Source organism: Psychrobacter muriicola 2pS, from assembly GCF_904846535.1.
Taxonomy (GTDB): Bacteria; Pseudomonadota; Gammaproteobacteria; order Pseudomonadales; family Moraxellaceae; genus Psychrobacter; species Psychrobacter aquimaris.
On the sequence record NZ_CAJHBC010000002.1, the window covers coordinates 348,508 to 373,438 of the forward strand.

The following is a 24,931-nucleotide window of genomic DNA, read 5'->3' on the forward strand; positions in this document are numbered from 1 at the left end:
AACTTTTATCTCCATTTTTAAAATGAGGACACACACTAGCAGTGACGATGAATAAAGTGCCCGATTGCATTGCTGGCTTTTATACAAAAAATCATCGTCATTAAGGGATAACGGTTGAATCATACGACTGCTATCTATAATCCCGACGTATAGGCAACGAGCTGTTGGCGCTCTTCATCAGTCAACTGTGTGAGATTACCCAGTGGCATATAGCCCGTTTGTACGGCAGTGACGATTTTTGCTTTATGTATTTTCATGTCGGTTGGTGTCTGCAAGATGATACCAGCTGGCGGCGCGGCGAATCCTTGCTGGGTTGGCTGCGCGGCATGGCAAGTGCTACAGCGCGTGTGTACGACACCCATAATGGCATCGTCCGCGGAGGCACTCACTGGTAAAGCATCGGCAGTAATATTTGCATTTGAGGCAGCGTCAGTGCTTATAGTAGAACCGTCGACTGCACTATCAGTATTTGTTGGTGGCACACTATTTGGTGTCGCCGTTTCAGCAGCGACTGCAGCAGCGACAACAGGTAATGGTTCAATTGGTTCTGGGCGCATCCAAATAATTAATAATACGGTTAAGACAGCAGGGATGACCAAATAACGCGGCTTATGATTGTCTAAATGTTTTTGGTTAAAATAGTGACGTACAATGGCCGTGATGATACCCACAAATACCAATACCAACCAACCGTGAGCATGAGAGTACATCATCGGATAATGATTGCTAATCATGGTAAAGATCAGCGGTAAGGTAAAATAGTTGTTCATCAGCGAGCGATTTTTTGCTTGTAGTGCCAAGTCCGCCACTTCTTTGCCGGGTTTTTCGCCACGCCTCACGCATTCTACCAGCGCTCGTTGAGCGGGCATGATGCCAAAAAACACATTACCTGCCATCACAGTACCTAAGATAGCACCGATATGAATGAACGAAGCACGGTCACTAAATAGCTGATAAGAACCCCAGCAGGCGATGATTAATAGGATAAAAATAATGGTGCTAAAAATAAAGGAGTTTTTGCCTAAATGGCTGCGGACAATCACCTCATAAATAAAATAGCTGCCGAATAAAAATAATAAACTGGTCGAGATGGCACCGACACTACTACCAAAAGCGACTTTGCTTGGATCAATCAAGTAGGCAGTTGCATTGGCATAATAGACGATAGAGAGCATCGCCATACCCGTCAGCCAAGTAGTATAAGCTTCCCATTTAAACCAATGCAGGGTCTTTGGCATCTCTTCGGGTTCGAGCTTGTATTTGGCAATTTCATAAAAGCCGCCACCATGTACCGCCCATAAGTCGCCTGAAATGCCTTTGTCAGCCTTCCACTGTGGCGGTTTACGTAAACTAAGATCTAGCCAAACAAAGTAAAAAGACGCACCAATCCATGCCACGCCAGCGATGACGTGGAACCAGCGAAAAAATAAATTAAACCAATCGAGATAATAAGCGCCCATGTTGCAAATGTCCTTTTTACAATTTTCTTTTGTTCAGCTTTTTTCAATCTTTCAATGTGCTTTGCTACGGCGATGTTCTTTTATATAGTGATGTTAAAAACTACGAGCCGCGATACGTGCTGTAGCCATGTGCGCTAAGCAGTAGCGGTACATGATAGTGACCGTTATCACTTATCATAAAGTCGATGACTACTTGCGGATAAAAAGCCGTGAGATTTTGCATATCGAAATAAGACTGCGTATCGAATGTTAAGGTATAACGACCAACATCTAAGTGATACTCAGCAATATCAATCGTTGGGTCAAACGACCAGCTATCTGGTGTCACGCGTCCATCCGCGTTGGTGACGCCATTGGCTAATAGTGACGCCTCGCCACTTGTGCTCACGCGGTGTAGCGTCACGGCAATACCAGCGGCTGGTTTGCCCAGATGGGTATCTAAGATATGTGATGAGAGAGTACCTGACATAATAATTCCTTTTATATAGATGAGTCAGATGAGGCTGAATGCATTAAGCGTCACTCAGCAGTTTCTGTAAACGTAAGCGGGTGATTTTATTTTGCTCAGCCGCCGCATTGACCAGCTCAGTAGCGCGATCATTGGGCAAGCGTGCTAACAATAAATCGAGCATTTGCTGTGCGCTCTTACCAGTGGCAAACACGATAAAGATAAAGCCAAATTTATCAAGGTAGTCTTGATTGCCTTGTGCCAAAGCTTCAATCACCTCGTCATTGGCATCATTGGCACCTGACTGCTCATGGGCAGCACTGTCTTGAGTGTTGCGGTATTTTTCTTTTAATGAGTCAACGTTGCCGATTTGTGGATGACCATCAAAAGCCTCTAGTAACTGGGCTTCTTCTGTCTGTGCTTGTTGCCAAGCGTGGTCACTATGGGCAAGTAGTATGGGTATATCGGCAAAAGGACGTTTTTTTTCTAAAGCCTGCGCCCAATGGGTACTGGTACAGCAGGTCAATAGATGTGAAATTGCCTCAGCTGTTGAGAGCTCATTAAACTGCTGTAAAGATAATTTCACAATGACATCCTTTTCTTTTCTGACAAAAGCGGTGGAGTAACATTTCTCGATAACATCTCATGCTAAAGTAGTATTTATCGAATAATAATTGGTTTACTATGAGCTATTCTGCTTAAACCTGACCATTTGGTCAACTACTTTATGCAAATATTTTATTGAGGCTGGTGATATTTCATAAAAATTAGCATATGAATCCAGTTATTGGCTGGTATCTGACTCTCTATTCATCACAATAACGACAGGTAACATTAATCATGGCTCAACATAACGATATAGAACCACAAGCAGCGTCTGACGCGCCTGTACAGCGAAATCAGCAAGATATCCGCGCCCACAATCAAACCGTCATTTTGGCGGCAGCAGAAGAAGAGTTTGTCCTGCAAGGTTTTCGTGGGGCGACGATGCAAGGCATTGCAGATAGAGCCGAGCTACCAAAAGCCAACGTTCATTACTACTTTAAGAATAAAAAAAACCTGTACCAAGCTGTGCTGCATTCTATTATTCAAGAATGGAACGATGGCTTAGTCACCATGACAGTCGATAGCGATCCTAAAATCGTCATCGAAAAGTTCGTCCGTACCAAATTGCATCAAGCGTTTGCTCATCCCAATCGCCATAAGTTGTTTGCCCTTGAAGTCATCGGCGGTGCCCCGCATCTGCATGACTTTATGTCGGCGACCATGAAAGAGTGGGCGCTAGACAAGGCGCAAGTGATGAAAACTTGGCATGAGCAAGGCAAAATTGGCATCGCTGACCCTTTACAGCTATTGATTTTGATTTGGGCAACGACGCAGCGATATGCGGAATTTGAGACAGAAATCGTTGGTTTGATGGAAAAGAGTGAGTACGATCAGCAGGATGAAGCGCGGGCGGCAGACTTTTTGGTGCCGTTCATTTTGCGTGGCTGTGGTCTTGAGTAATGCTTATTTATTATCATTTTACGTCTATAGAACGCCCTTAATACGAAATTATTCTGAATGCTTTCGTATTAAGGAGAGCTAAAAGAGCTAGCGTACAGAACCAGAACCAGAACCAGAACCAGAACCAGAACCAGAACCAGAACCAGAACCAGAACCAGAACCAAAGGCAGCAATGCTTATTGGTAAAAGATTAGACATGCCCTAACGTACTTTAAGAGGCCTTTTGTCTAAGCGGTTTTAGGCCGTCATCTACATGTTGTTCTGCTGTATCAAATTCGACACCGTAGTTTTTGGGCAAAATCATATCAAGAGTAATGGCCACAATACCTGACATAGTAACTGCCGAACCAAAGATATTACGGAAAAGCTGCGGCGCCTGTGCGAACACGTCAGGAACAAAAGCCACGCCCATGGACAGACCTAGCGAAGTGGCAATGATTAAGATGTTGCGATGGGTAAAGTTGACGGTTGATAGGATACGAATACCAGCGGTTGCGACCGTTGCAAACATCAATAACGTCACACCACCAACGACTGGTTTTGGCAATTGGGTAAAGATAGCACCCAAAATAGGGAACAGTCCCATGATGAACAGTATGGCCCCAACATAAAAGCCCACATAGCGACTGGCAATACCGGTCATCTGAATCACGCCGTTGTTTTGGCTAAATGTCGTCACTGGGAAGGTATTAAACACCGCTGCAATCAACGAGTTGACACCGTCCCCTAATACGCCACCTTTAATACGTTTCTCGTATAGAGGCCCTTTGATAGGTTCGCCTGATATCATAGAAGTCGCCGTCAAATCGCCAGATGTTTCAATACTGGTAATGACATACATAAAGGCAATGGGAATAAAAGCTTGCCAATCAAACCCAAAACCAAACTTGAATGGTACAGGTAGCGTAAAAATAGAAGCTTGAGAGACCAACGAGAAATCAATACGTCCCATGAGAATCGCTGCGATCAGACCAAGCATCAAACCTATAAAAATGGCACTGGAGCGAATGACTTTATTATTAACAATACTAATCAGCACCACACTGACCAAGACTCCGCCACCCAGCATTAGATTCTGCATACTCCCGAAATCTTCAGCACCGACGCCACCTGCCAAATCTGTCAGACCAACTTTAGTTAATGACAGACCGATAGTTACAATCACGCAACCAGTGACGATTGGACTCATCAAAGATTTGAGCTTGGTGATAAATTGACTTAAGAAAATTTCAACAAAAGCACCAAGAAATGAGACGCCAAAGATAACAGAGAGAATTTCCTCCGGACTCCCGCCTTTGTTTTTTACTACAAAACCTGCGGCCAATACCGCGGCTAAGAAGCCAAAACTGGTTCCTTGTAACGCCATTAGACCTGAACCTACGGGTCCAACTTTGTGTGTCTGAATAAAGGTAGCGACCCCTGACACCATCAATGACATGCTGATGAGATAAGGGATATGCTCCCCCAAACCTAAGACGCCGCCTATGATTAATGAGGGGGTGATGATACCGACAAAGCTGGCAAGTACGTGTTGTACTGCGCCTAAAAAGGCTTTTGTAGGGGTGGGGCGATCATGCAATCCGTATAGTAAATCGGGGTTCCCTTGAGTGTGTTCACTCATCTTGGCTTCCTCCTAAAGTGACTTTTAGTCCAAGCTCTGTGGAGAGAGCTAAGCAGTGTGATGAGTTTAGAGGTGGATGTCGACACACCGTTTATATTCATATTGCTTAGTTTTCTCACAAAGAGTCGCACTTATCCTTGTGCTAATAAATATCAGCAGCTAGCTATTATTTATCAATATGACTAATAGTCGTAGGTTTAAACCTGACTAATTGGTCAACTATATAAGGGTATAGTGAAAGGGTTGGTTATTGCAATGTTTTTTTTCATGTTGATGGCTTTATCTTTCAAATAATAACGGTCTATTAGAAGAACATAGCGCAGCAGATTTGGTTTGATAGCTATTTCTATTTATCTAAAAACAGCAAGTAATAGAACAGAATAAGCCAGCTAGATTGAGAGCTATTTTTCAATATTAAACTTCTCGCATTAATTATTGCCAAATTGTTAATACTTCGTTATTATGCCCTTCGTTATTTAAATGCTAACAATTATCATTAGTATTGTTATTCGTATAAAATTTTAGGCTTTGTCAAGACTCTAATCGTCTAAAAAATGGTTTTCAATAATAAGCTGTTCTCAAAAGTAAATAGCTCTTAAAAATTCTAATTTTTGATAGTCAATAAAGTGAGTGTGTTATGCGTGAAGTAAAGTTATCAAAACTATCTGGTAAAATGACGGTATTGTCCATGGGCGTGGCAGCGGTATTATGGTCACAAGCGGCTAGTGCTGCGCCTGCAGAAGACATGCCAAGCACCACGTTGCAGACTATTACGGTGACAGCCAATGGCTCAGTACGTGATAAGGTGCAAACAGATTCTGTTTACATAGATGACTATACACCTGCCGCACAAGCAAGCCACTTAAGCGATTTTTTAGACGTCATACCAGGGGTTAGTGTCGGTGGCACATCCTCTGTCAATCAGCGTGTACGAGTACGTGGACTAGATGATACCAACCTAAAAGTCACGATTGATGGGGCGCGTCAAGAAGGCGCTTTGTTTTATCACATGGGCGACGTTACGATCGACCCAGATTTGTTAAAACAAGTCGAGGTTGCGGTTGGTAATAATTCGGTGACGCTGGGTAACGATGCAATCGGCGGCGCGGTTGCTTTTGAAACCGTTGATGCAGCAGATTTGCTCAAACCGGGTCAAAAAATCGGTGCCAAACTGCATGCAGGTTATGGCAGCAACAATGATGAATTATTAACCTCAGCCACGGTTTATGGCGCACCGACAGAAAACGTTGATTTACTAGCGTATTATGGCAAGCGTGATGCAGAAGCTGGCGAAGATGGTAAAGGTCGTGAGATTCAAACCCAAGACAGCAAAGGCGAAAACATCCTATTAAAAGCGGGCGCTTATATTGCTGACGACCATCATGTAGGCGCTAGCTTTAGCCGTACTGAAAACAAAGGCAAGTTCCCACTACGTCCAGACTTTCCAGCAACCCCAGGTCCTGATAGCTGGAACCCAATCATTCCACAGGAAGTAAAACGCGATACTTATGTGCTTGATTATACTTATAACCCAAGTAATCGCTTAATCGATGTTGATAGCAACGTTTATCAATCCGAAACACAAATCTTACGTAACTCTGATGGCGAGCCTGGCTTTGAGTTTGATGCACAGGTGAAAACTACGGGTGCTAAAGTTCAAAATACCAGCGTGATTGATAGCAGCATCGTCGAGGGCATCACGGGCACGCATAAGCTTATCGCTGGCGTTGAGCATTATAAAAAAGAGTCCGAGATGTCACGAGACTTCGCCAAAGCGAGTAGGGATGAGGCGACCAATACATCAGTATATCTAGAAGACCAATGGCAAATGGATAAGTTGACCCTAACGCCAGGCGTTCGCTATGACCGTTATGAATCGCCAGAGTTCGTTTCTGCTGGAAAAACGTATAATAACGTCGTTGGCGCATTGGCTGCCAGCTATGAAATTGCACCACGTACGCAAGTATTTGCCAGTTATACGCAGTTGTTCAATGGCCCAGATCTAAGTCAAGCCATCTTTAATGCTGACGGCAAAGACACTTTTGTGAATAGCAATCTAAAAGCAGAGGAAGGTGACAATGCCGAAGTCGGTATCACTACGACTTTACGCGATCTGACGACCAGCAATGATTCGCTACAACTGAGTGCCAAATACTTCGAGACCAATATCGAAAACTATATTGAATTTGTACGCGCAGGTGGTAGTAGAGTTGGTTTAGATTGTGCCACAGGAGAGTTGGGCGGCAGCTGTCAGGGTGTGATTAACAAAGACGAAGATTATAAAATCAAAGGCGTCGAGCTAGCAGCGGATTATAAAGCAGATAACTTTAGCATGGGTTTAAGCTATGCACGCGCCCGCAGTAAAGGCGAAGAAACCGGCTATAACATTTCTTCAGTGAGCGGTAGTAGCTCTGAGTCAGGTGATAAGTACATGGTCAACCTTGGTTATGCCCCAACAGAGACTACCGAGCTTGGCTGGCGCAGTACTTATGTTGCTTCAGTCATGCCTAACACTGGTGGCGATGACGTTAAAAAACCAAACTACGACGTTCATGATATCTATATGAGCTATACACCGACTCAAGTTGAAGGCTTAAAAGCCACACTTGGAGTATATAACCTATTTGATGAAACTTATGCCAGTCATTCCTCACGTAACAATGCTTTAGATGACAATTACACGGATTTTGAAATGGGACGTAACATCAAAACGTCTTTAACTTACCAGTTTTAATCTTATTGTCACCTGATGATAGATGAAAGGGCCAGCTGTCTGTATAGGATAGCTGGCTTTTTTATGGTCAGTAAATAGTGAAGTATGTGCTAGCAATCATAATTTTTTTAAATACCAATAACCAATGAATAAAGAATCAAGACTAATGACTTCATTTCCCCTTACGTTGCGTCAGAGCTGTTTATGGATTCATCGTTATACTGGGCTTGCGATGGCCGCCTTTTTGATCATTGCTGGTATCACGGGCACACTATTGGCATTTCATGATGAGCTGGATGATGTGTTCAATCATAGGTTGGCAAGTATTGAGGCGCAACATAAGCCGCCACTACCGATCGCCACACTTCATGATGCTGTTATCAGCGCCTATCCACAGTATCAATTTTCTAGTATGCCAACGTCAGTAGAGCCTAACAAGTCAGCAGTTTTTTCGGTAGATAGAACGCGAGGTCAGGCAGCAGATAATTCTCCTAACGCCCCGTTCCAAGAGGTGTATGTCGATCCCTTTACTAGTGAAATCATCGGTACGCGTGATAAAGAGGAGTGGGCATGGCGCAATACGATGTACAAGGTATTCTGGTTGCACCGAGATTTATTGCTGGGAGATATCGGTAAATTAATACTGGGTATCGTGTCCTTAATTTGGACGATTAATTGTTTTATCGGATTTTATTTAACCTTTCCAAGAGCGGTTAAAAACAGCAAAACTAAACACCAAGAGCAGACTAAAAAACGTGCGTCCTTTATCAAACGTTGGCTACCTGCTTGGAAAATCCGTCGTAAAACCAATACCTTTAAACTCAATTATGACTTGCATCATGCATTTGGCTTATGGCTGTGGTTGATGCTTTTTGTCATTGCGTGGTCGAGTGTCGGTTTTAATTTAAAATCGGTATATCAGCCTGTGATGCAAGCAATGGTAGGTCTTGAAGGTAGAGAAGGTAAAGGAGATAAACAAAAGAAGCCTGCGATGAATACGGAATCTATTAATGATGAGGCGACTACTATTGGCACTAATATGAACAGTACTAATAAGGTAGACAAGGCTAATAGCATTGCTTATTTAAGCAGGCAGGCAGAGATAGCCGCGCAAAGAAATGGCGTCAACATACAGCAGCTATTGGGCATACGCTGGGTAGAAGAGGATAATCAATGGCAAATGCGCTTTAAAACCAATCAAGATATCGGCAAAAAAGGCGGTGCTTCCTCTATCACGGTTGATGCCCAAAGTGGTCGTGTTGCGCGTGTCAACTTTGGTTATCAAAGCTCATTTGGTAATCAAGCTGACCAATGGATGGCAACGCTACACATGGGACATATCGGCCATGGCATAGGTCATTTGTTGTATCAGATGTTTTTAGCATTGACTGGGTTAGCCGTGGTGGTCTTGTCTGGCACAGGTGTGTATTTATGGGTTAAAGGACGTCAAAGTCGATTAAAAGCCGCACGAAAATTGAATTGATGTGGATTGCAGTCTAGTGCAGGTAAAGAGTGACGGTATAAAACGACCGTCACTTTAAAAGCAGATATGTGAAAGAGAGGTATTTAGAGGACGGTTATTTAAAAAACGGTTGCTAAAAAACGGCCTTTAAACCGTATCGACAATCACTGGGCGACCTTGATGACTGAGCACGGTAACATCGACATTATACAGATCTTTCATGGTTTCTTGGGTGATAACCTCTGCAGGTTGGCCGACAGCCGTCACCTGACCTTCTTTCATGGTGACCACTGTATCGGCAAATTGTGCGGCTTGATTGATATCGTGCAGCACGATGACCACCGTTTTTTGCTGAGTATGGCTTAACTCGCGCAGCTCACGCATTAGGCGACCAGCATGGTACATATCCAAATTATTCAGCGGCTCATCGAGCAATAAATACGGCGTATCTTGGCAAACAATCATCGCAATTAACACCCGCTGACGCTGACCACCCGATAGTGTCGATAAAAAACGCTCGGCTAATGGCGCAAGCTCAAAGCGTTCGATAATTTCTTGAACTTTTTGCTGATCGTCGGCAGTTGGTTGCCCTTGATGATAAGGGTAACGCCCAAACATCAGCAGCTCATGCACGCGCAGTCGGCCTTGCACTTGATTGTCTTGTCCAAGCATCGCAACAGTTTTGGACAAGGTTCGCGCATGACAGCTAACAATATCATGCTCGCCGAAACTGACCTGTCCCGACTGTAGCGGTTGCAAGCGTGCCATGACCGAAAATAAGGTGGATTTACCCGCGCCATTGGGACCAATCAAGGCAATCACTTGTGCGCTTGGTAATGACAACGTAATGTCATGAAGAATTTGCTGTTTGCCAATATGGTGCGAGATATTATTGAGTTTAATCATAATGGTTCTTATTTTTAGAAAGGATCTAATTTTTTACTACCATATCAATGGTTTTTAGATGATTGGCTATTAGGTCAATGACTATTAAATAAGCGCGGTATTAACGGCGCTGAGTCATAAAAATCAATATTAAGAATACCAAGCCACCAGCCAGTTCAATCACCACCGATAGTACCCCTGCCATGCCCAATAGTTGCTCAAATATCGTCTGACCGAGTACCAAGCAAATCATCGCCACCAAACTGACCAATATCAGGCGCTCGCTGTGATACATATGGCGAGCGATACGATTGGTTAGCGCACAAACTAATAAGCCAAAGAAGGTCACTGGACCGACCAAGGCAGTTGCTGTGGCGACCAATACCGCAATGACGGTTAATAGCCCAAATGCCAGGCGTTGATAGTTGATGCCAAGGTTAATGGCTTGTGATTTTCCAAGCATCAATACGTCACATTGATAACGCCAGCGCCAGATAAATAGCGCGCTAATGGCACAGATAAAAATGCTGATACCAAGCAGCTGTGGATTGACCGTATTGAATTGCGCGTAACTGGCAGATTGCACGACGACGAAATCATCAGGATTGATCAATCTGGCAATCAGGGCTGATAAGCTACGAAACAATACCCCAAAGATAACGCCCACCAATATCAGTCGCGTCAAATCCTGACTGCTTTTTGAAAACAGTAGTCGAAATAATAGTAAAGAGGCACCGAACATTAAAACAATTTCAAGGATGAATTTGGCAAGAGGATTGATACTGGTAAAACTTATTGCGCCCAAAAAGAAGACCAACAGGCTTTGTAATAAAACATATAGCGAGTCAAAGCCCAACAGTGATGGCGTCAGGATAGGGTTGTGCGTCAAAGTCTGAAACAATAAAGTCGATACACCAATCGCATAACCGACGACCATTAACGCCAGTAATTTCTTACCTCGCAGCGGTAGCGCAAAGTCCCAATGTCCGTTGACGTTGACTGTCAAAAATAGGATTGTCGAGATCAGTAATATAATCGCTGCTATCGATTTTGGATGACGGGCTATCAGCGCCCAAAATTTTGCTAAGCGACTTTGTCCAGTAGTAATGACATCATTACTGTGTTTTGAATGATTGTGTTTGGAATGACTACTTCCTGGCGCACTCTTTTGTGCCGAGCCAGTCTTTGTAGAACTGTCATTTATAAAATTATGCTTAGACGGTGAAAGCATGAGTAAATCCTATAGTGCTATGCTTATCTAATCAGACAAAACAACAATAAAAGAAAGAGAAGCGGCAAAGAGGTTTATTGAGTCTTCATTAATACACAGTTTTATGGCGAGCTGTTTTATTGCTCAGTAGGCGCACGTAATAGCAGCCATAAAAACAGTACCGTACCGACCACCCCAAAAACTGTCGCAACAGGGATTTCAAATGGATAGCGTATCGAGCGGCCAATAATATCGCACAATAGCACCGCTGAAGCGCCCAATAATGCGACCGCTGGTAAGCTACGGCGCAATTTATCCCCCATCAATCGGCTAACGATGTTAGGCACGACCAAACCAATAAAAGGAATCATGCCAACGGTGACAACGACAACCGCACTCATCATCGCCACCATGCCAACACCAACCCACGTCACTTGTCGTTTGCTGATGCCTAAATTGAGCGCGATATTGTCACCCAAACCGATAATGGTCAGCTTATCAGCAATAATATACGCCAGCACGCACAGTCCGCCTGTCAGCCACAACAGCTCATAACGACCTGCTAAGACGCCAGAGAAATCACCAAACTGCCAAACGCTGAGCATCTGTAAGGATTCGGTTTGATAGGCGATAAACGTCGTCACTGCCTCGATAATGCCGCCGAAGACGATACCAATCAGTGGGATCATCAAAAAATCCGTCGGCGGAATACGGTGAATCAGCAGCATAAAGAGCATCATGCCAAATACCGCCGCGATGGTAGCCACACCCATTTTTACTATGAGCGCACTGGCTGGAAATAGCAGGCTAACCACCAATAATCCCAGTGCAGCGCTTTGAGTTGCACCGACCATCGATGGCTCAACGAAGCGGTTTTTGAGCACCACTTGAATAATCATTCCAGCGACTGCCATGGCGATACCCGTCAAGATAATAGCGATGGTACGCGGTAGGCGACTGACCAGTAGCAGTGAGCTATCGGAGTTGGCGCTATGGTTGATAAGGCTGTGAAATATACCTGACCACGAAAAGTCCGCCACACCAATTGATAAGCTTAATAACACCAAAAGCCCCATAATAATGAGGCTACCCGTGTTGATGAGCCACGGTGGTATAGGAGCACGGCGATTTTTAGAGCTCAGACCACGGCTTGCACTTTTTTGCCAACTCGTTGATGCGGCTGGTAAAGTAGGGCGGGCTTTGACGCTGGTCTGCGCACGAGAGGAAAATAACGGCATATCAGCTACTGGCTTAAAGTGAGGGTTGGCAACTGACAGTCATGACAGTTGCCTAAAAACGAATGACGATTGTTTAGCATATTACTTATTTAACGCATTATTTATTTAGCGTTCGCAAAAGCCTCTTTAATGGTCGTTAAATCCTGCATCCACTGATAATAACCGCCAAAGGCAAGATATGAGTCTGGGCTAAGGTAAACCACTTGGTTCTTACTCCAAGCGTTGGTTTGTGCGACCAATGGATTGTCCAATACGGCTTTGGCACCAGCACCATCTGCACCAATGGCTGCACTGCGATCGATGACGAATAGCCAGTCTGGATTGGTTTTTTGTAGGTATTCAAATGAGATTGGCTGACCGTGGCTTGCGTCGGCGATTTGGTCATCTGCCATTGGGATATCAAGCACGGTATGGATAAAACCGAAGCGTGATTGATCGCCGTAGGCAGACAGCTTATTGCCATTGACCATGACCACTAAGCCCTTACCTTTATCTTTGGTCAATGTTTTGGTCTCATCAATGAGCCCGTCGATATTGCCTTGCAGTTTCGCTGCCTGAGCACTTTTACCGAACAATGCACCCAAATCATGCAAACGCTGCTTGCTTGATTCATAGATATTTGCGGTATCTATCGTCATGTCGAGCGTTGGTGCAATACTGGACAGCGCATCATATTTTTCTGCCATACGTGAGCCTACCAAGATAGCTTGCGGCTGCATCGCGTTCAACGCCTCAAGATCTGGTTCAAATACGGTGCCGACGATTTTTGGTTCAGGCTGTGTCTTAGACTGTAAATTGTCTAATTTTAGACCGCTTGGCATGCCATCGACAGCAACATCAAGCGCGGCTAAATCCTGCATCAAAGTCATATCATAGACCACCAACGGCGATGGATTCATTGCCAAATCGACATTGCCTTTTACTGTGTCGACCGTGACTTTCTCAACAGAGACAGCATCGTTATTGGCGACATTCGAGGCATTATCTGCCGTTTGATTCTCAGTTTTAGCATCCGCAGGCTCAGAGTCGTTAGACTCAGGTGAGCTACAACCTGACACACTGATAGTAGTAACCAGTGCGGTCATCATAGCAGTCAGTAAAGGGCGTTTGAAAAAAGGAGTAGAGCGGTTAGGCAATAAAGTAATAGACATAAATAACTCGGTATATCAGCTGGTTGGACAAAGTATGTATCAAGTAATTGGCCATATAAAAATAAAAAGAGCTTGCTTGGTGTGATATTTCACATCATACAATGCTCGACGGGATTACTTTTAACGTTATGATTTTTTATTGGTTGTTTTTACGCTTAGGTATTAAGACGTTTAATACGCCCTAATGTCTTGTAACCTTGCAAGATGAATAATCGATCAGGGGCTATGATAGATTAATTGAGACTCATTATCAATACAAATGATAATGGTTTTTATTACGTCACTGTATTTATGAGTTGTGACGGCTTTGGCACAATAAGTCTGCATAGCAATATTTGAGAAAGGCTGATTGAATGGCTAAGTAGGTTTTGCTTTTTAAATAACGGTAAATGATAGGCTTATCATTTGCCTGCTAATCAAAATTATTATAAATTTATTATTGATAATAATTATCGTTTGCATTATTATCTACGCCATTCTACCTCGGTTAATTAATATTAGGGTGTTATGAGTTCAACGGATTTAGACGCGCCACCACTTAAATTGATACTCGCAGCTATTATGATAGTTGTGGGCTTGCACGTGCTGACGGCAGTCGCATTGGTGGCGATCAAGACGCCTGAGATAAAAGTTGAACCAAAAAAAGACACACCACCTATCGAGATAGAGATGGTAACGTTACCTGTCAAAACAGCCATCCCTGAAGTAGAAGAAGTGCAGGAAGTAACTCCCAAAAAAGCAACACCTAAAACAGAGTCAAAACCTGAACCTAAAAAACAGGCACCGTCAAAACCTAAAGTAGCTCCAGTAGTGAAGACTAAGCAAAATGCACCAGAAAAACCGGTGGTAAAAGCCAAAAAGGCTGATATAGCACCTGTCGTAAAAGTAGAAGAAAAAAAGCCTGACATTATCAAAAAAGAGGTGTCTAAAAAGCCAATAGTAGAATCGAAAGTTGATACCTCAATGGCTGATAGTCAACGTGAAGCTGAAGAACAACGTAAAATTCTAGCAGCAGAATCACAAAAAGCCGCTCAAGAAGCCCATGATAGAGCAGTGCAAGAAGCTAAGAGAATAGCCGATGCCAAGGCTGCCCGAGAGGTTCAAGCCGAAGCGAATGCCAGAAAAGCAGCGGAAGACAAAGCGGCTAAAGACGCCGCAAAAGCAGCGGCTGCTGCAAGCAATGAACCTGTGAGCTTTACTGCTGGTGATGCGGAGATGATAAAGACACCGAGATTTAGTGTTCCAGCTTCTGTTCTAAGAAGGGCCAAGACGGGTGATACTTTTAATGTACTATTGAAAGTGACGGTGGATAAACAGGGCCGGGTTAGTGATGTGCTTTTAGTTGGAGAATCAGGTAATAATATAGTAGACAAAGAGGCGGTAAGGAAGATGCGCTCTGCTAGGTTCAGACCCTTTACTAAAAATGGCGTGCCCGTGGTAGGTGTTGTGACTCTACCAGTAAGCCATATCGTGGACTAATACTAGTATTCAAATAATTCTTTCAAAGAATATTTATTCATAACTTTCATGATAAAGCTAGCGCCGCTCTGCATAGCGTTATCATGTAATGGCATTACACATTAAGGAGTCTGACATGGACTTTATGCAATACTGGCAAATCAGCGACATGGTGACAAAAACTTTGTTCTTTTTGTTGCTTGCTTTATCTATAATTTCTTGGGTGACTGGCATTATTCGTGTGCTACAAAGCCGAAAATTGGCCACCAATGTTGCAGATGATTTGAGTCAACAGATTCAAGTAAAACAGGGTGAGATGATAGCAGCAGATGCCTCTACTCGCCGTTTGGTTACTGAGCAGATTTTGCTCAAGCATATTGGTCGTTACCGTTTTGCCAGCGAGCGCGGTTTACCTATTCTTGGGACGACAGCAGCAATTGCGCCATTTATTGGTTTGTTTGGGACGGTATGGGGTATTTTCCATGCGCTGCATAATATTGGTGTGAGTGGTCAAGCGGGTTTGGGACAAGTAGCAGGGCCAGTCGGTGAGGCACTTATCATGACAGGGCTGGGTATTGCCGTGGCGATTCCAGCAGTGGTGTTTTATAACCTTGCAGTGCGTATCAATCGCCGTGTGATGTATCACGCCAACGATAGAGCGCATGACCTATTGGCACGTTCTGCCGAGATGGTCGTTACCCAGCAGCCGTTAACAGACAGCAAAGCGACCGTTGCCCAAGATCCGTTAGCAAAGGGTATGCACTCAAACACAGCAGATGCTCAGCAAGTGACTCATTATCACAGTTCAGCCGCGTCGCAGCCTTAACGACTATCCATTGATGGGGCAGTTCGTTAGGCGATAGCCAAGCGAGCTATATTGCGAATAACCAAATGTATTGAGAGTGATTATGGCATTTCAATTGGGTGATGATGACAGTCAAAGTATGAGTGAGATGAACCTCATTCCGCTTATCGACATCATGCTGGTATTGATGATTATATTTCTATTGACGGCGACCGTACTGAATCCGACAGTGCCATTAGAGTTGCCGAAGACTAGCGCTGCGTTGAATGAGGCGCCACCAGAGGCTATTCAAATTAGCATCGATAAAGACGCAGGTATATTTTGGGACAGCGATGCGATTAGCATGGAGGAGTTAGAGGCACGGTTACAACAGCAAAGTGCTGGAGGTAAAGACCCTTCTATACAATTGCGTGCTGACAAAGACAGCAAGTACGACACTGTCGCTCAAGTGCTAGCCGCTGCCAGTCAAGCGGGACTTACGAAGATAGCTTTTGTTAATGAGTAGCTTTTACTAATGAGAGCACGCCCTAATTAACAGCTGTCTTTAATGACAGTTCTATCCTTTATAGCAGTAAGTTTGCCAGCAAAATCAATAAGCTTATTAAGAGAAAAATTGCTAAGATAATAAGAAGAACAATTAAAATAATAAACTTTTTCTCCTGCCTCGCTTGGGTATCCTTGCGAGGTTTCCTTTATTGTAAATCGTGTCTTTATTTCCAAGCAACCTCTTGTTCTAAAGCTCTGTTATTCTAAAGTGCGGCTATTGTAAAATACTGTTAGCTTGTAGCAAGTTCAACATCTACCAGCCATAGCCAAAGGGGTGATAGCCGTAACCGAAGCGCCCAGGCCCGTAGCCAAACGGATAAGGCGAACGTAGATAATCGAGATCACGTTGGCGGATATAGTAGTAACGTCCTTGGGAGTAAGCTTCTTCTAGCTTTTCGATGCCTTCGAGCGGACAAACGGGCTGCCAGTCGTAGCCTTCGCGCCCAAGTTTATAAGCATTGAGCTCGGTGCAGTAGCTTTTGAGACCTTGCTGTCGCCCTTGCTCCCACTGTATGCGGTTCGGCATGGGACCACCTACCTTTGCGCAGCTATCAGCATAATGACCAAAATAAGCACCTGAACGCCCTTGCAAGCCATCAGCATAGCCGACTTCTTGCCAATTGCTTTCCTGACATTGCTGCGGGGTGAGATTTTGCGTCGTTGCACAGCCTGATAAGGTCAATAAGGCAGCGCCTACTAGCGAGAGGGTAATCCCAGTTTTACTCATGAGTTTATGGACGCATTTGCTCGCTGGTGAAGCGGTCGATGAGTTTCGCTTAAGAAGATAATTCATAATAAACCTGCGCGCGTTTAAAATTATGGTTTATCATAGCACTTTTTGACGCTGACAACTTTTTGTATCTTGTTATTATGCTGGTTTTTATTCGAGCTAAGTGTTTGATCTGTTAGCACATATAGCTGAATCATCGAGATTCGAAAGCGTGAGTGGTTAATGGTTGTCAACTTAGCATGCTTGATTTTTAATGGTTCGTGCTCATTATAAGCATCTATATAGTAGCCAGTATTCAGACAATCATTTGTTAAACAGTCGCTCGTCAGGACGCTACTGGTTAGAAAATTACTGGTTAAAAGTTACGGTTCAAACAATCAACGATTACTTTTTTATAGTTAACTAGGCAATCGCTATCTTTGTTGTAGAGTGTTGTATAAATAGTGGCAGTTTTATTTTTTAGTAGCATTTTCATTTATCCAAAAGGCCGGACCATCATGGGAACATTCGTTGGCGTTATCATTGTACTATTTGTATTAGGGAGTATGATGGCGCTCAAACCTAACGGTATCGATCAGCGTTTGGATAAGCTGCGCATGACCGCGCGTCGTTTGCAATTGAATCCAAAGCTGGTGAGTTGTCCTGATTGGATCAAAGGTAAAGACAATGAATATGGGCGTGGAATGTTAGGTCAGTACTGTTTAGTGTTAGATGATGTGCAGCTGCCGCACACGCGCTATCAAGTGATTGATGGGCAATGGCGACCAGATAGTAGTTTTATTGATACAACCAAAGATGATGTTAAGCTCACGATTCCGAGTGCCATTCGTGCTAATAACAGCACTAATAATACGATTATCAAGAAGACCAATTTTAGCTTGGATAAAGCACCGCTAGATTTGCCAGTCAGTATTGAGCCATTTGTCAAAGGTTTGCTGACTAAGGCCAATAGTATCGTGATTTATTGGGAAGATATCGCTTATGTGCGTCCTTCATCCAATCCCGCCTATCAGCAAAAACTGATTGAATCAGATTTGTTGGTGCTCAAAAAACAGCTTGAACAATGGGCGTCAGAGATGCAAAAGCGCCTATAAAAATAGCTACAAGGTAGAAAATAATTTTTTAATCTCCATTAATAAGCAATATGCAAGAACTTTTGGCAAACTCTCAGTCATTTACAGTTGACAGTGTAACGCTTAGCAGTGTAACGTCTTTATAACTGACTCTTTATCTTATGGTTATTGTTTGTTTTATAAACGTTTTTTTAAGCAGCTATTACTATAATGATTCACCGCGCTACTATAACTCACAATTATAAATTGCCATGCTGCTGTATTTATTCTTACTTTTAATTTACTCATATAATAATGGTGTCGTCACATATGGCAAAAACCGCAACCAAAAAAAGTCCAGCACCGACTGCTGGCAATCCCGAAGGCAGTCCAAAGGGCAAGTCTTTGGTGATTGTAGAATCACCTGCCAAGGCAAAAACAATCAATAAATACCTTGGCGATGACTTTATCGTACGCTCCAGTATTGGTCATGTCCGTGATCTACCGGTTGGCGCAAGCAAAAGTGCAAAAAAACCAACAACGACCAAAAAAGATGACAGTCTAAGCAAAGAAGAAAAAACCCAGCAAGCATTGGTACGGCGCATGGGCATCGATCCAGAACATGACTGGGCAGCAGTCTATGAAGTATTGCCAAATAAAACCAAAGTGATTAAAGAGCTGAAAGCTTTAGCCAAAGACGCTGACAAAATCTATCTGGCAACGGATATGGATAGAGAAGGGGAAGCGATTGCGTGGCATCTTAAAGAAGTCATCGGCGGCGCAGACAGTAAGTATGAGCGTGTGGTTTTTAACGAGATTACCAAATCGGCTATTCAAAATGCCTTTAAGCAGCCCTCCAAACTTGATATCGATCGTGTCAATGCCCAACAAGCGCGGCGCTTTTTAGACCGTGTCGTTGGCTTTATGGTATCGCCGCTGCTGTGGCAAAAAGTCGCTCGCGGTCTGTCTGCAGGTCGCGTCCAGTCCGTTGCTATGCGTTTGGTCGTAGAAAGAGAACATGAAATTCGCGCCTTTATCCCAGAAGAGTATTGGCAAATTCATGCCGATACTCACGTTGCCAGTAGCAAAAAGGACGCTGAGCAAATTGCGATTCGCTTAGAGGCGACCAAGCAAGGCGGCAAAACGCTTAAGCTCGTCAATAAAGAGCAGACAGATAAAGTCTTAGAAATTCTTAACTCAAGTGACTTTATCGTCAAAGAGCGTGAAGAGAAGCCTACGCAATCGCGTCCGAGTGCGCCATTTATCACCTCGACATTGCAGCAAGCAGCCAGCACACGATTGGGCTTTTCAGTTAAAAAGACCATGATTTTGGCACAGCGCTTATATGAAGCCGGTCATATTACTTATATGCGTACCGATTCGACTTTCTTATCTGGTGATGCACTTGCTGCGGTACGTGGCTATATCGAAGACAGCTATGGCGCAAAATACGTACCAGAAAAGCCAAATTTCTACGGCAACAAACAAGGCGCACAAGAGGCGCATGAGGCGATTCGTCCATCTAACGTCAATATGAAGTCAACGCAGCTTAAAGGGGTTGAGCGTGATGCAATCCGCCTGTACGAGCTGATTTGGCGTCAGTTTGTCGCTTGTCAGATGCTGCCAGCAAAATATCTGTCAGTGAATCTATTCGTAGGTGCTAATGATGTTGAGCTAAAAGCCCGCGGTCGTACGTTAGTATTTGATGGTTATACTAAGGTTATGCCGCCAGCAAAAACTGACGATACCTTATTACCGGATGTGAAAAAAGGCGATCAATTAATACTAGATAAGCTAGATCCGAGTCAGCATTTCACCAAGCCGCCTCCGCGCTATACCGAGGCAAGTTTGGTTAAAGAGCTTGAGAAAAAAGGCATCGGTCGTCCATCGACTTACGCTTCTATCATCTCGACCATTCAAGATCGTGGCTATGTGAAGCTTGAGAACAAGCGCCTGTTTGCTGAAAAAATGGGTGATATTGTCACCGACAGACTGACTGCAAGCTTTCCTGATTTGATGGATTATACCTTTACTGCTGCGCTAGAAGATAAGCTTGACCATGTGGCAGAAGGCGATACAGACTGGAAAGATGTCCTCGATAATTTCTATGGCGACTTCAAAACGACGCTTGATCGTGCCAAAGAAAAAGATGGTATGCGCCCAAATGATCCAACTGACGTGCCCGACGTGCATTGCGATCTTTGCGATCGTCCAATGCAACTGCGTACTGGCTCAACAGGCGTATTCTTAGGTTGTACTGGCTATAATTTGCCGCCAAAAGAGCGCTGCAAAGGTACTAAGAACTTAATGCCAGTTGAGGCTTTTGCCAATCTTGATGAAAGCGATGCCGCCGATGAAGCGGCAGAAGTTAAAGATTTGATGGAGAAAAAGCGTTGTCCGAAATGCAGCACTGCCATGAACGGTTATATCGTCGATGGTGGTCTCAAGCTGCATATTTGTGGTAATAATCCCGATTGTGACGGCTATATCTTAGAAGAAGGGAAGTTTGAAGTACCGGGTTCAGATGCCCCAACCATCGACTGTAATAAATGCGATGGGCAAATGGAGCTAAAGACGGGGCGTTTTGGTCCTTACTTCGCTTGTCAGCAATGTGATAACACGCGTAAAGTATTAAAAACGGGCGAAGCAGCACCGCCGCGCATGGATCCTATTCATCTGCCAGAGCTGAAATCAACCAAGCACGATGATTACTTTATCTTGCGTGAAGGGGCGGCTGGGATGTTCTTGGCGGCGTCTAAATTCCCGAAAGTACGCGAGACACGTGCACCAAAGCTGGCTGAGCTCCGCGAAATCAAAGATAAAATGGAAGATAAATTCCAGTATCTGTTTGAAGGTCCAGATGAAGATCCAGATGGCAATCCAACCATTCTACGCTGGTCACGTAAGAAGAAAGAGCAGTATATTGGATCTGAGAAAAATGGTAAGGCCACGCGTTGGGGTGTGTATTGGCGTAACGGTGAGTGGGTAGAGGAGTAAGTCTCTTTTACTTTTCACCTTGGTGCTCGATTGTTAATATATGAGCTTCTGTATCACCAATATTGTTTTAAGCTATAAATTTTTAAACAATAAAAAACCTCTTAGAATCTAAGAGGTTTTTTTTGTGCTATCAATAATAGCTAAATTCAGATGATATTAGTTCTTTTCGATGATACCGCAGGCAACTCGATCGCCTGCATTACCAGCTGGTTGGCTAGTATAGTCGTCAACACCGCCATGCACGATAAAGGCGAGACGATTAACACTATATTTACCTGCATCAGCGACAGAGATTTTCTTATTTACATAGTTAATAGTAGCCACGCCATCTGCATTGGCGGTCAGGTTCGGCAAATCGCCAGCATGACCGTTCATATCATCAGGATTAGAGTGAGGCTTATTGTCTGGATTAAAGTGACCACCTGCTGCTTTACCCATATCAGCACAGCTGCCTGTTTCATGGATATGGAGTGATACCGTCTTGCCCGGTTGCAAATTCATTAGCTTACCGTAAACTTGCACACCGCCATCGACTGGACGTAAAAATATTTGTCCTACTTCCATCTTTTTACCATCGACCGAATGGATAGTGGATTTTAGGGCGGGTTGGCTAAGAGGATTACCAGTTTGCATTTGACCTTCTACTGTCTGACAGCCTGTCATCGCTAACGCTGAACCACATAGTAAAGTGCCTGCAAGTATCATCTTATTCATTATTATCTCCATTTATATTTGAAATTTATCGAGTTTTCTCAATCTCGTCATTAGTATAACTAAGCCATGTCTGCAGATATTCATCAAATGCGCAACAATCGGTTAATAAATGTAAGTATCGTATGGGTTTAAAAAGTAAAGTAACTTAGTCACGACTTATAATTACAGAGCTAGCATGGTGAAAGGTTTATTAGAAATAGGAGGGATAATTTGAAAAAATGAATAAGCCTCATACAAAAACGCCGCCCATCATTACGATGAGCGGCTCTTTAATCTATAGGAATGACTTAATCAAGGTTCAATTAATTATGCAATGCTTTGCTTGAGGTTTTATCGACCGTTACTTTTGCAGGTTTAAGCGGCGTGGGCATACTGACCAAAGCAACTTTTAATATCTCATCAATCGTCGCCACTGGCTGAATGGTTAAGCCTGCTTTAACGTTATCAGGGATATCGGCCAAATCACGTTCATTAGTCGCTGGGATCAAGACGTGCTTGATACCGCCACGATGCGCTGCAAGTAGCTTCTCTTTAAGACCTCCGATACGCAGGATTTTACCGCGTAAGGTAATCTCACCTGTCATGGCGATATCTGGACGAATGGCGATGCCAGTCAATGCAGATACAAGCGCTGTGGTCAGTGCACCACCAGCAGATGGACCATCTTTCGGGGTCGCGCCTTCTGGCATGTGTACATGGACGTCCGTGGTTTTAAACGTCTCGTAATCGATACCTAAGCTATCACCGCGAGCACGTACCACACTCATCGCCGCACGAATCGACTCTTTCATCACGTCGCCGAGTGAACCGGTAAAGCTAAGCTCACCTTTACCTTTCATCGCCACCGCTTCGATGGTCAATAACTCACCACCGACCTGTGTCCATGCAAGACCCGTGATACGACCAATCTCAGGCTCTTCTTCCGCCAGACCGTAGTCATACTGATGTACACCTAGATAGTCATCGATGTTTTTGTCATCGACCACGATTAGCTGACGCTCTACTTTTTTCGGAGCACGTGCACCATGGTTTTCAACCGAGCCGCGAACCACTTTACGGCAGATTTTATTCACTTCACGCTCAAGGTTACGCACACCAGCTTCACGTGTATAACTACGCACGATGCTATGTAGCGCCGCTTCGACAATCTCAATTTCACCTTCTTTGAGACCGTTATTTTTAATGGCTTTTGGTACTAAGTACTTCTGTGCGATATTGACCTTTTCTTCTTCGGTATAACCCGGTAGACGAATGACTTCCATACGGTCAAGCAGGGCAGGCGGAATATCCATGCTATTAGCAGTACAGATGAACATCACTTGCGACAAATCTAAGTCCATGTCTAAATAATGGTCGTTAAAGGTGTCGTTCTGTGATGGATCCAATACTTCAAGCAATGCTGATGCTGGATCACCGCGGAAGTCTTGCGCCATCTTATCGATTTCATCTAATAAGAATAGCGGGTTTTTGACTTCAACTTTGGCCAGTGACTGAACGATTTTGCCTGGCATCGCACCGATATAAGTACGGCGATGACCGCGAATCTCTGCTTCATCACGCACGCCGCCAAGTGCCATACGCACAAACTTACGACCCGTTGCGCGCGCAATCGACTCACCCAATGAGGTTTTACCAACACCCGGAGGACCAACTAAACAAAGAATCGGACCACGGAGTTTTTTCACTCGTGATTGTACGGCGAGATACTCTAAGATGCGGTCTTTTACATCTTGTAAGCCATAATGATCTTCGTCTAAGACTGTTTTTGCCTTGTCTAAATTGATCGAGACTTTGGTCGTCGCATTCCACGGCGTGTCCAAAATCCATTCAATATAGTTGCGGACGACTGACGATTCACTTGAGGCTGGCGGCATCATTTTGAGCTTTTTCAGCTCTTGATCCGCTTTTTTGCGCACATCTTCTGGTAAGTCAGCATCTTCTAGACGCTGCTCTAACTCCGCCACATCATCTTCGCCATCAAACGCACCGTCATTCATATCTGACAGCTCATTTTTAATGGCTTTCATCTTCTCATTTAAGAAGTATTCGCGCTGATTGTCTTCCATTTGCTGACGGACAGCTTCTTGGATATCTTGCTCGATATTTTGTTCAGCGCTCTGCTTCACCAAATATTCGGTTAAGGTATTGATATGGGTTTTGAGGTCGTCATTTTCTAAGAATGATTGCTTAATATCTAAGTCCATCGACACACGGGTCGAGATGAAATAAACCAGTTCAAGCAAATCATCAATGCGCTTCGCCACACGAGTCAGCTCACGAGCATTACGCAGACGCGCATCCGCATAGCTTTCAAACAATGTGGTTAATGCTTGAATCGTGTTTTTCTGTTGGCTCTCATCCATACTGACATCGAGATCGGCACGCTCAAATCTCGCCATCAATAAGTCATCATGATTTTCTATGTTATCGACACGCGCACGATATTGACCTTCGATCAATACTTTGATGCAGTTTTCATCACTATCATGCGGCATGGTGCTGACGATGCGGCACACGGTGCCATATTGATACAAGTTATCTTGATCGATATCTTCGGTCAGCGAGTCTTTTTGTGCCACGACCAATACTTTATTGCCGTACTCAGCCTGTGCCAATTCAACGGCTTTTACCGATGGCTCACGACCGACGAACAAAGCAATCTGCATGTGCGGATAAACGACAACATCGCGCAATGCTAGTAGTGGTAAATAGTTTTCTGTACTGTCACCTTTTATACTATCGTCTTTCGCGTCATCGTCTTCAACAGTGCTGTCCTTGTCATCACCATCTTCAACGCGATCAGCTGTTACAGCTACATCATCTGTCGTATTGTCAAGCGTGCTGTCTCGCTCTTGATCATCAGCAACAGTAGATGAAACGTCGACATCGATGTCGATATTGTCTTGGGCAATTTTATGTTCACTCATATATTCTT

Annotated in this window: 19 protein-coding genes; 8 read left to right on the forward strand and 11 right to left on the reverse strand. The window is 44.0% G+C overall.

Annotated elements, in window-relative coordinates; genetic code table 11:
* Positions 1 to 134 precede the first annotated feature (134 nt).
* From JMX93_RS03915 to uraD, 3 genes are all read right to left on the reverse strand, one after another.
* Entirely contained in the window at positions 135 to 1,460 is a 1,326-nt protein-coding gene (locus JMX93_RS03915; RefSeq protein WP_499203912.1) for a urate hydroxylase PuuD, read from the reverse strand.
* 100 nt (positions 1,461 to 1,560) lie between these two features.
* Positions 1,561 to 1,929, reverse strand: a complete 369-nt coding sequence (gene uraH, locus JMX93_RS03920) for a hydroxyisourate hydrolase (RefSeq protein ID WP_499203913.1) — start codon at positions 1,927 to 1,929, stop codon at positions 1,561 to 1,563.
* 43 nt (positions 1,930 to 1,972) lie between these two features.
* A complete protein-coding gene (gene uraD / locus JMX93_RS03925) occupies positions 1,973 to 2,494 on the reverse strand; it encodes a 2-oxo-4-hydroxy-4-carboxy-5-ureidoimidazoline decarboxylase (protein ID WP_193011729.1) in 522 nt (173 codons plus the stop codon).
* Between the two features lie 254 nt (positions 2,495 to 2,748).
* Between uraD and JMX93_RS03930 the strand changes: the two genes are divergently transcribed.
* Positions 2,749 to 3,414 carry a TetR/AcrR family transcriptional regulator gene (locus JMX93_RS03930; protein ID WP_193011728.1) on the forward strand — a complete coding sequence of 222 codons (666 nt, stop codon included), beginning with the start codon at positions 2,749 to 2,751 and terminating at the stop codon, positions 3,412 to 3,414.
* Positions 3,415 to 3,625: 211 nt separating this feature from the next.
* Here JMX93_RS03930 and JMX93_RS03935 read toward each other — a convergent pair whose 3' ends face one another.
* Complete coding sequence (locus JMX93_RS03935; protein ID WP_193011727.1) at positions 3,626 to 5,035, reverse strand: uracil-xanthine permease family protein; 1,410 nt, start codon at positions 5,033 to 5,035, stop codon at positions 3,626 to 3,628.
* 637 nt (positions 5,036 to 5,672) lie between these two features.
* Between JMX93_RS03935 and JMX93_RS03940 the strand changes: the two genes are divergently transcribed.
* Together JMX93_RS03940 and JMX93_RS03945 are read left to right on the forward strand one after the other, a co-directional pair.
* Entirely contained in the window at positions 5,673 to 7,769 is a 2,097-nt protein-coding gene (locus tag JMX93_RS03940; RefSeq protein WP_499203914.1) for a TonB-dependent receptor domain-containing protein, read from the forward strand.
* A gap of 145 nt (positions 7,770 to 7,914) precedes the next feature.
* Positions 7,915 to 9,231 (forward strand): PepSY-associated TM helix domain-containing protein, encoded by a 1,317-nt coding sequence (locus JMX93_RS03945; protein WP_499203915.1) that lies wholly within the window; start codon positions 7,915 to 7,917, stop codon positions 9,229 to 9,231.
* Between the two features lie 126 nt (positions 9,232 to 9,357).
* On the opposite strand, the gene JMX93_RS03950 is transcribed toward JMX93_RS03945, so the two are convergent.
* The 4 genes from JMX93_RS03950 to JMX93_RS03965 form a co-directional block, all read right to left on the reverse strand.
* Complete coding sequence (locus tag JMX93_RS03950; RefSeq protein ID WP_193011724.1) at positions 9,358 to 10,116, reverse strand: iron ABC transporter ATP-binding protein; 759 nt, start codon at positions 10,114 to 10,116, stop codon at positions 9,358 to 9,360.
* Between the two features lie 100 nt (positions 10,117 to 10,216).
* Positions 10,217 to 11,326 (reverse strand): iron chelate uptake ABC transporter family permease subunit, encoded by a 1,110-nt coding sequence (locus JMX93_RS03955; RefSeq protein ID WP_499203916.1) that lies wholly within the window; start codon positions 11,324 to 11,326, stop codon positions 10,217 to 10,219.
* 116 nt (positions 11,327 to 11,442) lie between these two features.
* Positions 11,443 to 12,543: an ABC transporter permease gene (locus JMX93_RS03960; protein WP_499203917.1), complete on the reverse strand. Its 1,101-nt coding sequence runs from the start codon at positions 12,541 to 12,543 to the stop codon at positions 11,443 to 11,445.
* Positions 12,544 to 12,644: 101 nt separating this feature from the next.
* Positions 12,645 to 13,694: a siderophore ABC transporter substrate-binding protein gene (locus JMX93_RS03965; protein ID WP_499203918.1), complete on the reverse strand. Its 1,050-nt coding sequence runs from the start codon at positions 13,692 to 13,694 to the stop codon at positions 12,645 to 12,647.
* Positions 13,695 to 14,201: 507 nt separating this feature from the next.
* On the opposite strand from JMX93_RS03965, the gene JMX93_RS03970 reads away from it, so the two are divergent.
* The 3 genes from JMX93_RS03970 (at position 14,202) to JMX93_RS03980 (ending at position 16,462) form a co-directional block, all read left to right on the forward strand.
* Complete coding sequence (locus JMX93_RS03970; protein WP_499203919.1) at positions 14,202 to 15,173, forward strand: cell envelope integrity TolA family protein; 972 nt, start codon at positions 14,202 to 14,204, stop codon at positions 15,171 to 15,173.
* 115 nt (positions 15,174 to 15,288) lie between these two features.
* Positions 15,289 to 15,978: a MotA/TolQ/ExbB proton channel family protein gene (locus tag JMX93_RS03975; protein WP_499203920.1), complete on the forward strand. Its 690-nt coding sequence runs from the start codon at positions 15,289 to 15,291 to the stop codon at positions 15,976 to 15,978.
* A gap of 82 nt (positions 15,979 to 16,060) precedes the next feature.
* On the forward strand, positions 16,061 to 16,462 hold the full coding sequence (locus JMX93_RS03980; protein WP_443215713.1) for an ExbD/TolR family protein: 402 nt from the start codon (positions 16,061 to 16,063) through the stop codon (positions 16,460 to 16,462).
* Between the two features lie 294 nt (positions 16,463 to 16,756).
* Here JMX93_RS03980 and JMX93_RS03985 read toward each other — a convergent pair whose 3' ends face one another.
* Positions 16,757 to 17,230: a DUF2799 domain-containing protein gene (locus JMX93_RS03985; RefSeq protein WP_499203921.1), complete on the reverse strand. Its 474-nt coding sequence runs from the start codon at positions 17,228 to 17,230 to the stop codon at positions 16,757 to 16,759.
* Between the two features lie 500 nt (positions 17,231 to 17,730).
* Between JMX93_RS03985 and JMX93_RS03990 the strand changes: the two genes are divergently transcribed.
* The gene (locus JMX93_RS03990) at positions 17,731 to 18,327 is read left to right on the forward strand and encodes a hypothetical protein (RefSeq protein WP_499203922.1); all 597 of its coding nucleotides are present in this window, start codon (positions 17,731 to 17,733) and stop codon (positions 18,325 to 18,327) included.
* 288 nt (positions 18,328 to 18,615) lie between these two features.
* A complete protein-coding gene (gene topA / locus JMX93_RS03995; protein WP_499203923.1) occupies positions 18,616 to 21,282 on the forward strand; it encodes a type I DNA topoisomerase in 2,667 nt (888 codons plus the stop codon).
* 156 nt (positions 21,283 to 21,438) lie between these two features.
* Here the strand turns inward: topA and JMX93_RS04000 are convergent, their stop codons facing one another.
* Together JMX93_RS04000 and lon are read right to left on the reverse strand one after the other, a co-directional pair.
* On the reverse strand, positions 21,439 to 21,996 hold the full coding sequence (locus tag JMX93_RS04000; protein ID WP_198331749.1) for a superoxide dismutase family protein: 558 nt from the start codon (positions 21,994 to 21,996) through the stop codon (positions 21,439 to 21,441).
* A gap of 302 nt (positions 21,997 to 22,298) precedes the next feature.
* Entirely contained in the window at positions 22,299 to 24,731 is a 2,433-nt protein-coding gene (lon, locus tag JMX93_RS04005) for an endopeptidase La (RefSeq protein WP_499204020.1), read from the reverse strand.
* Positions 24,732 to 24,931: the final 200 nt, after the last annotated feature.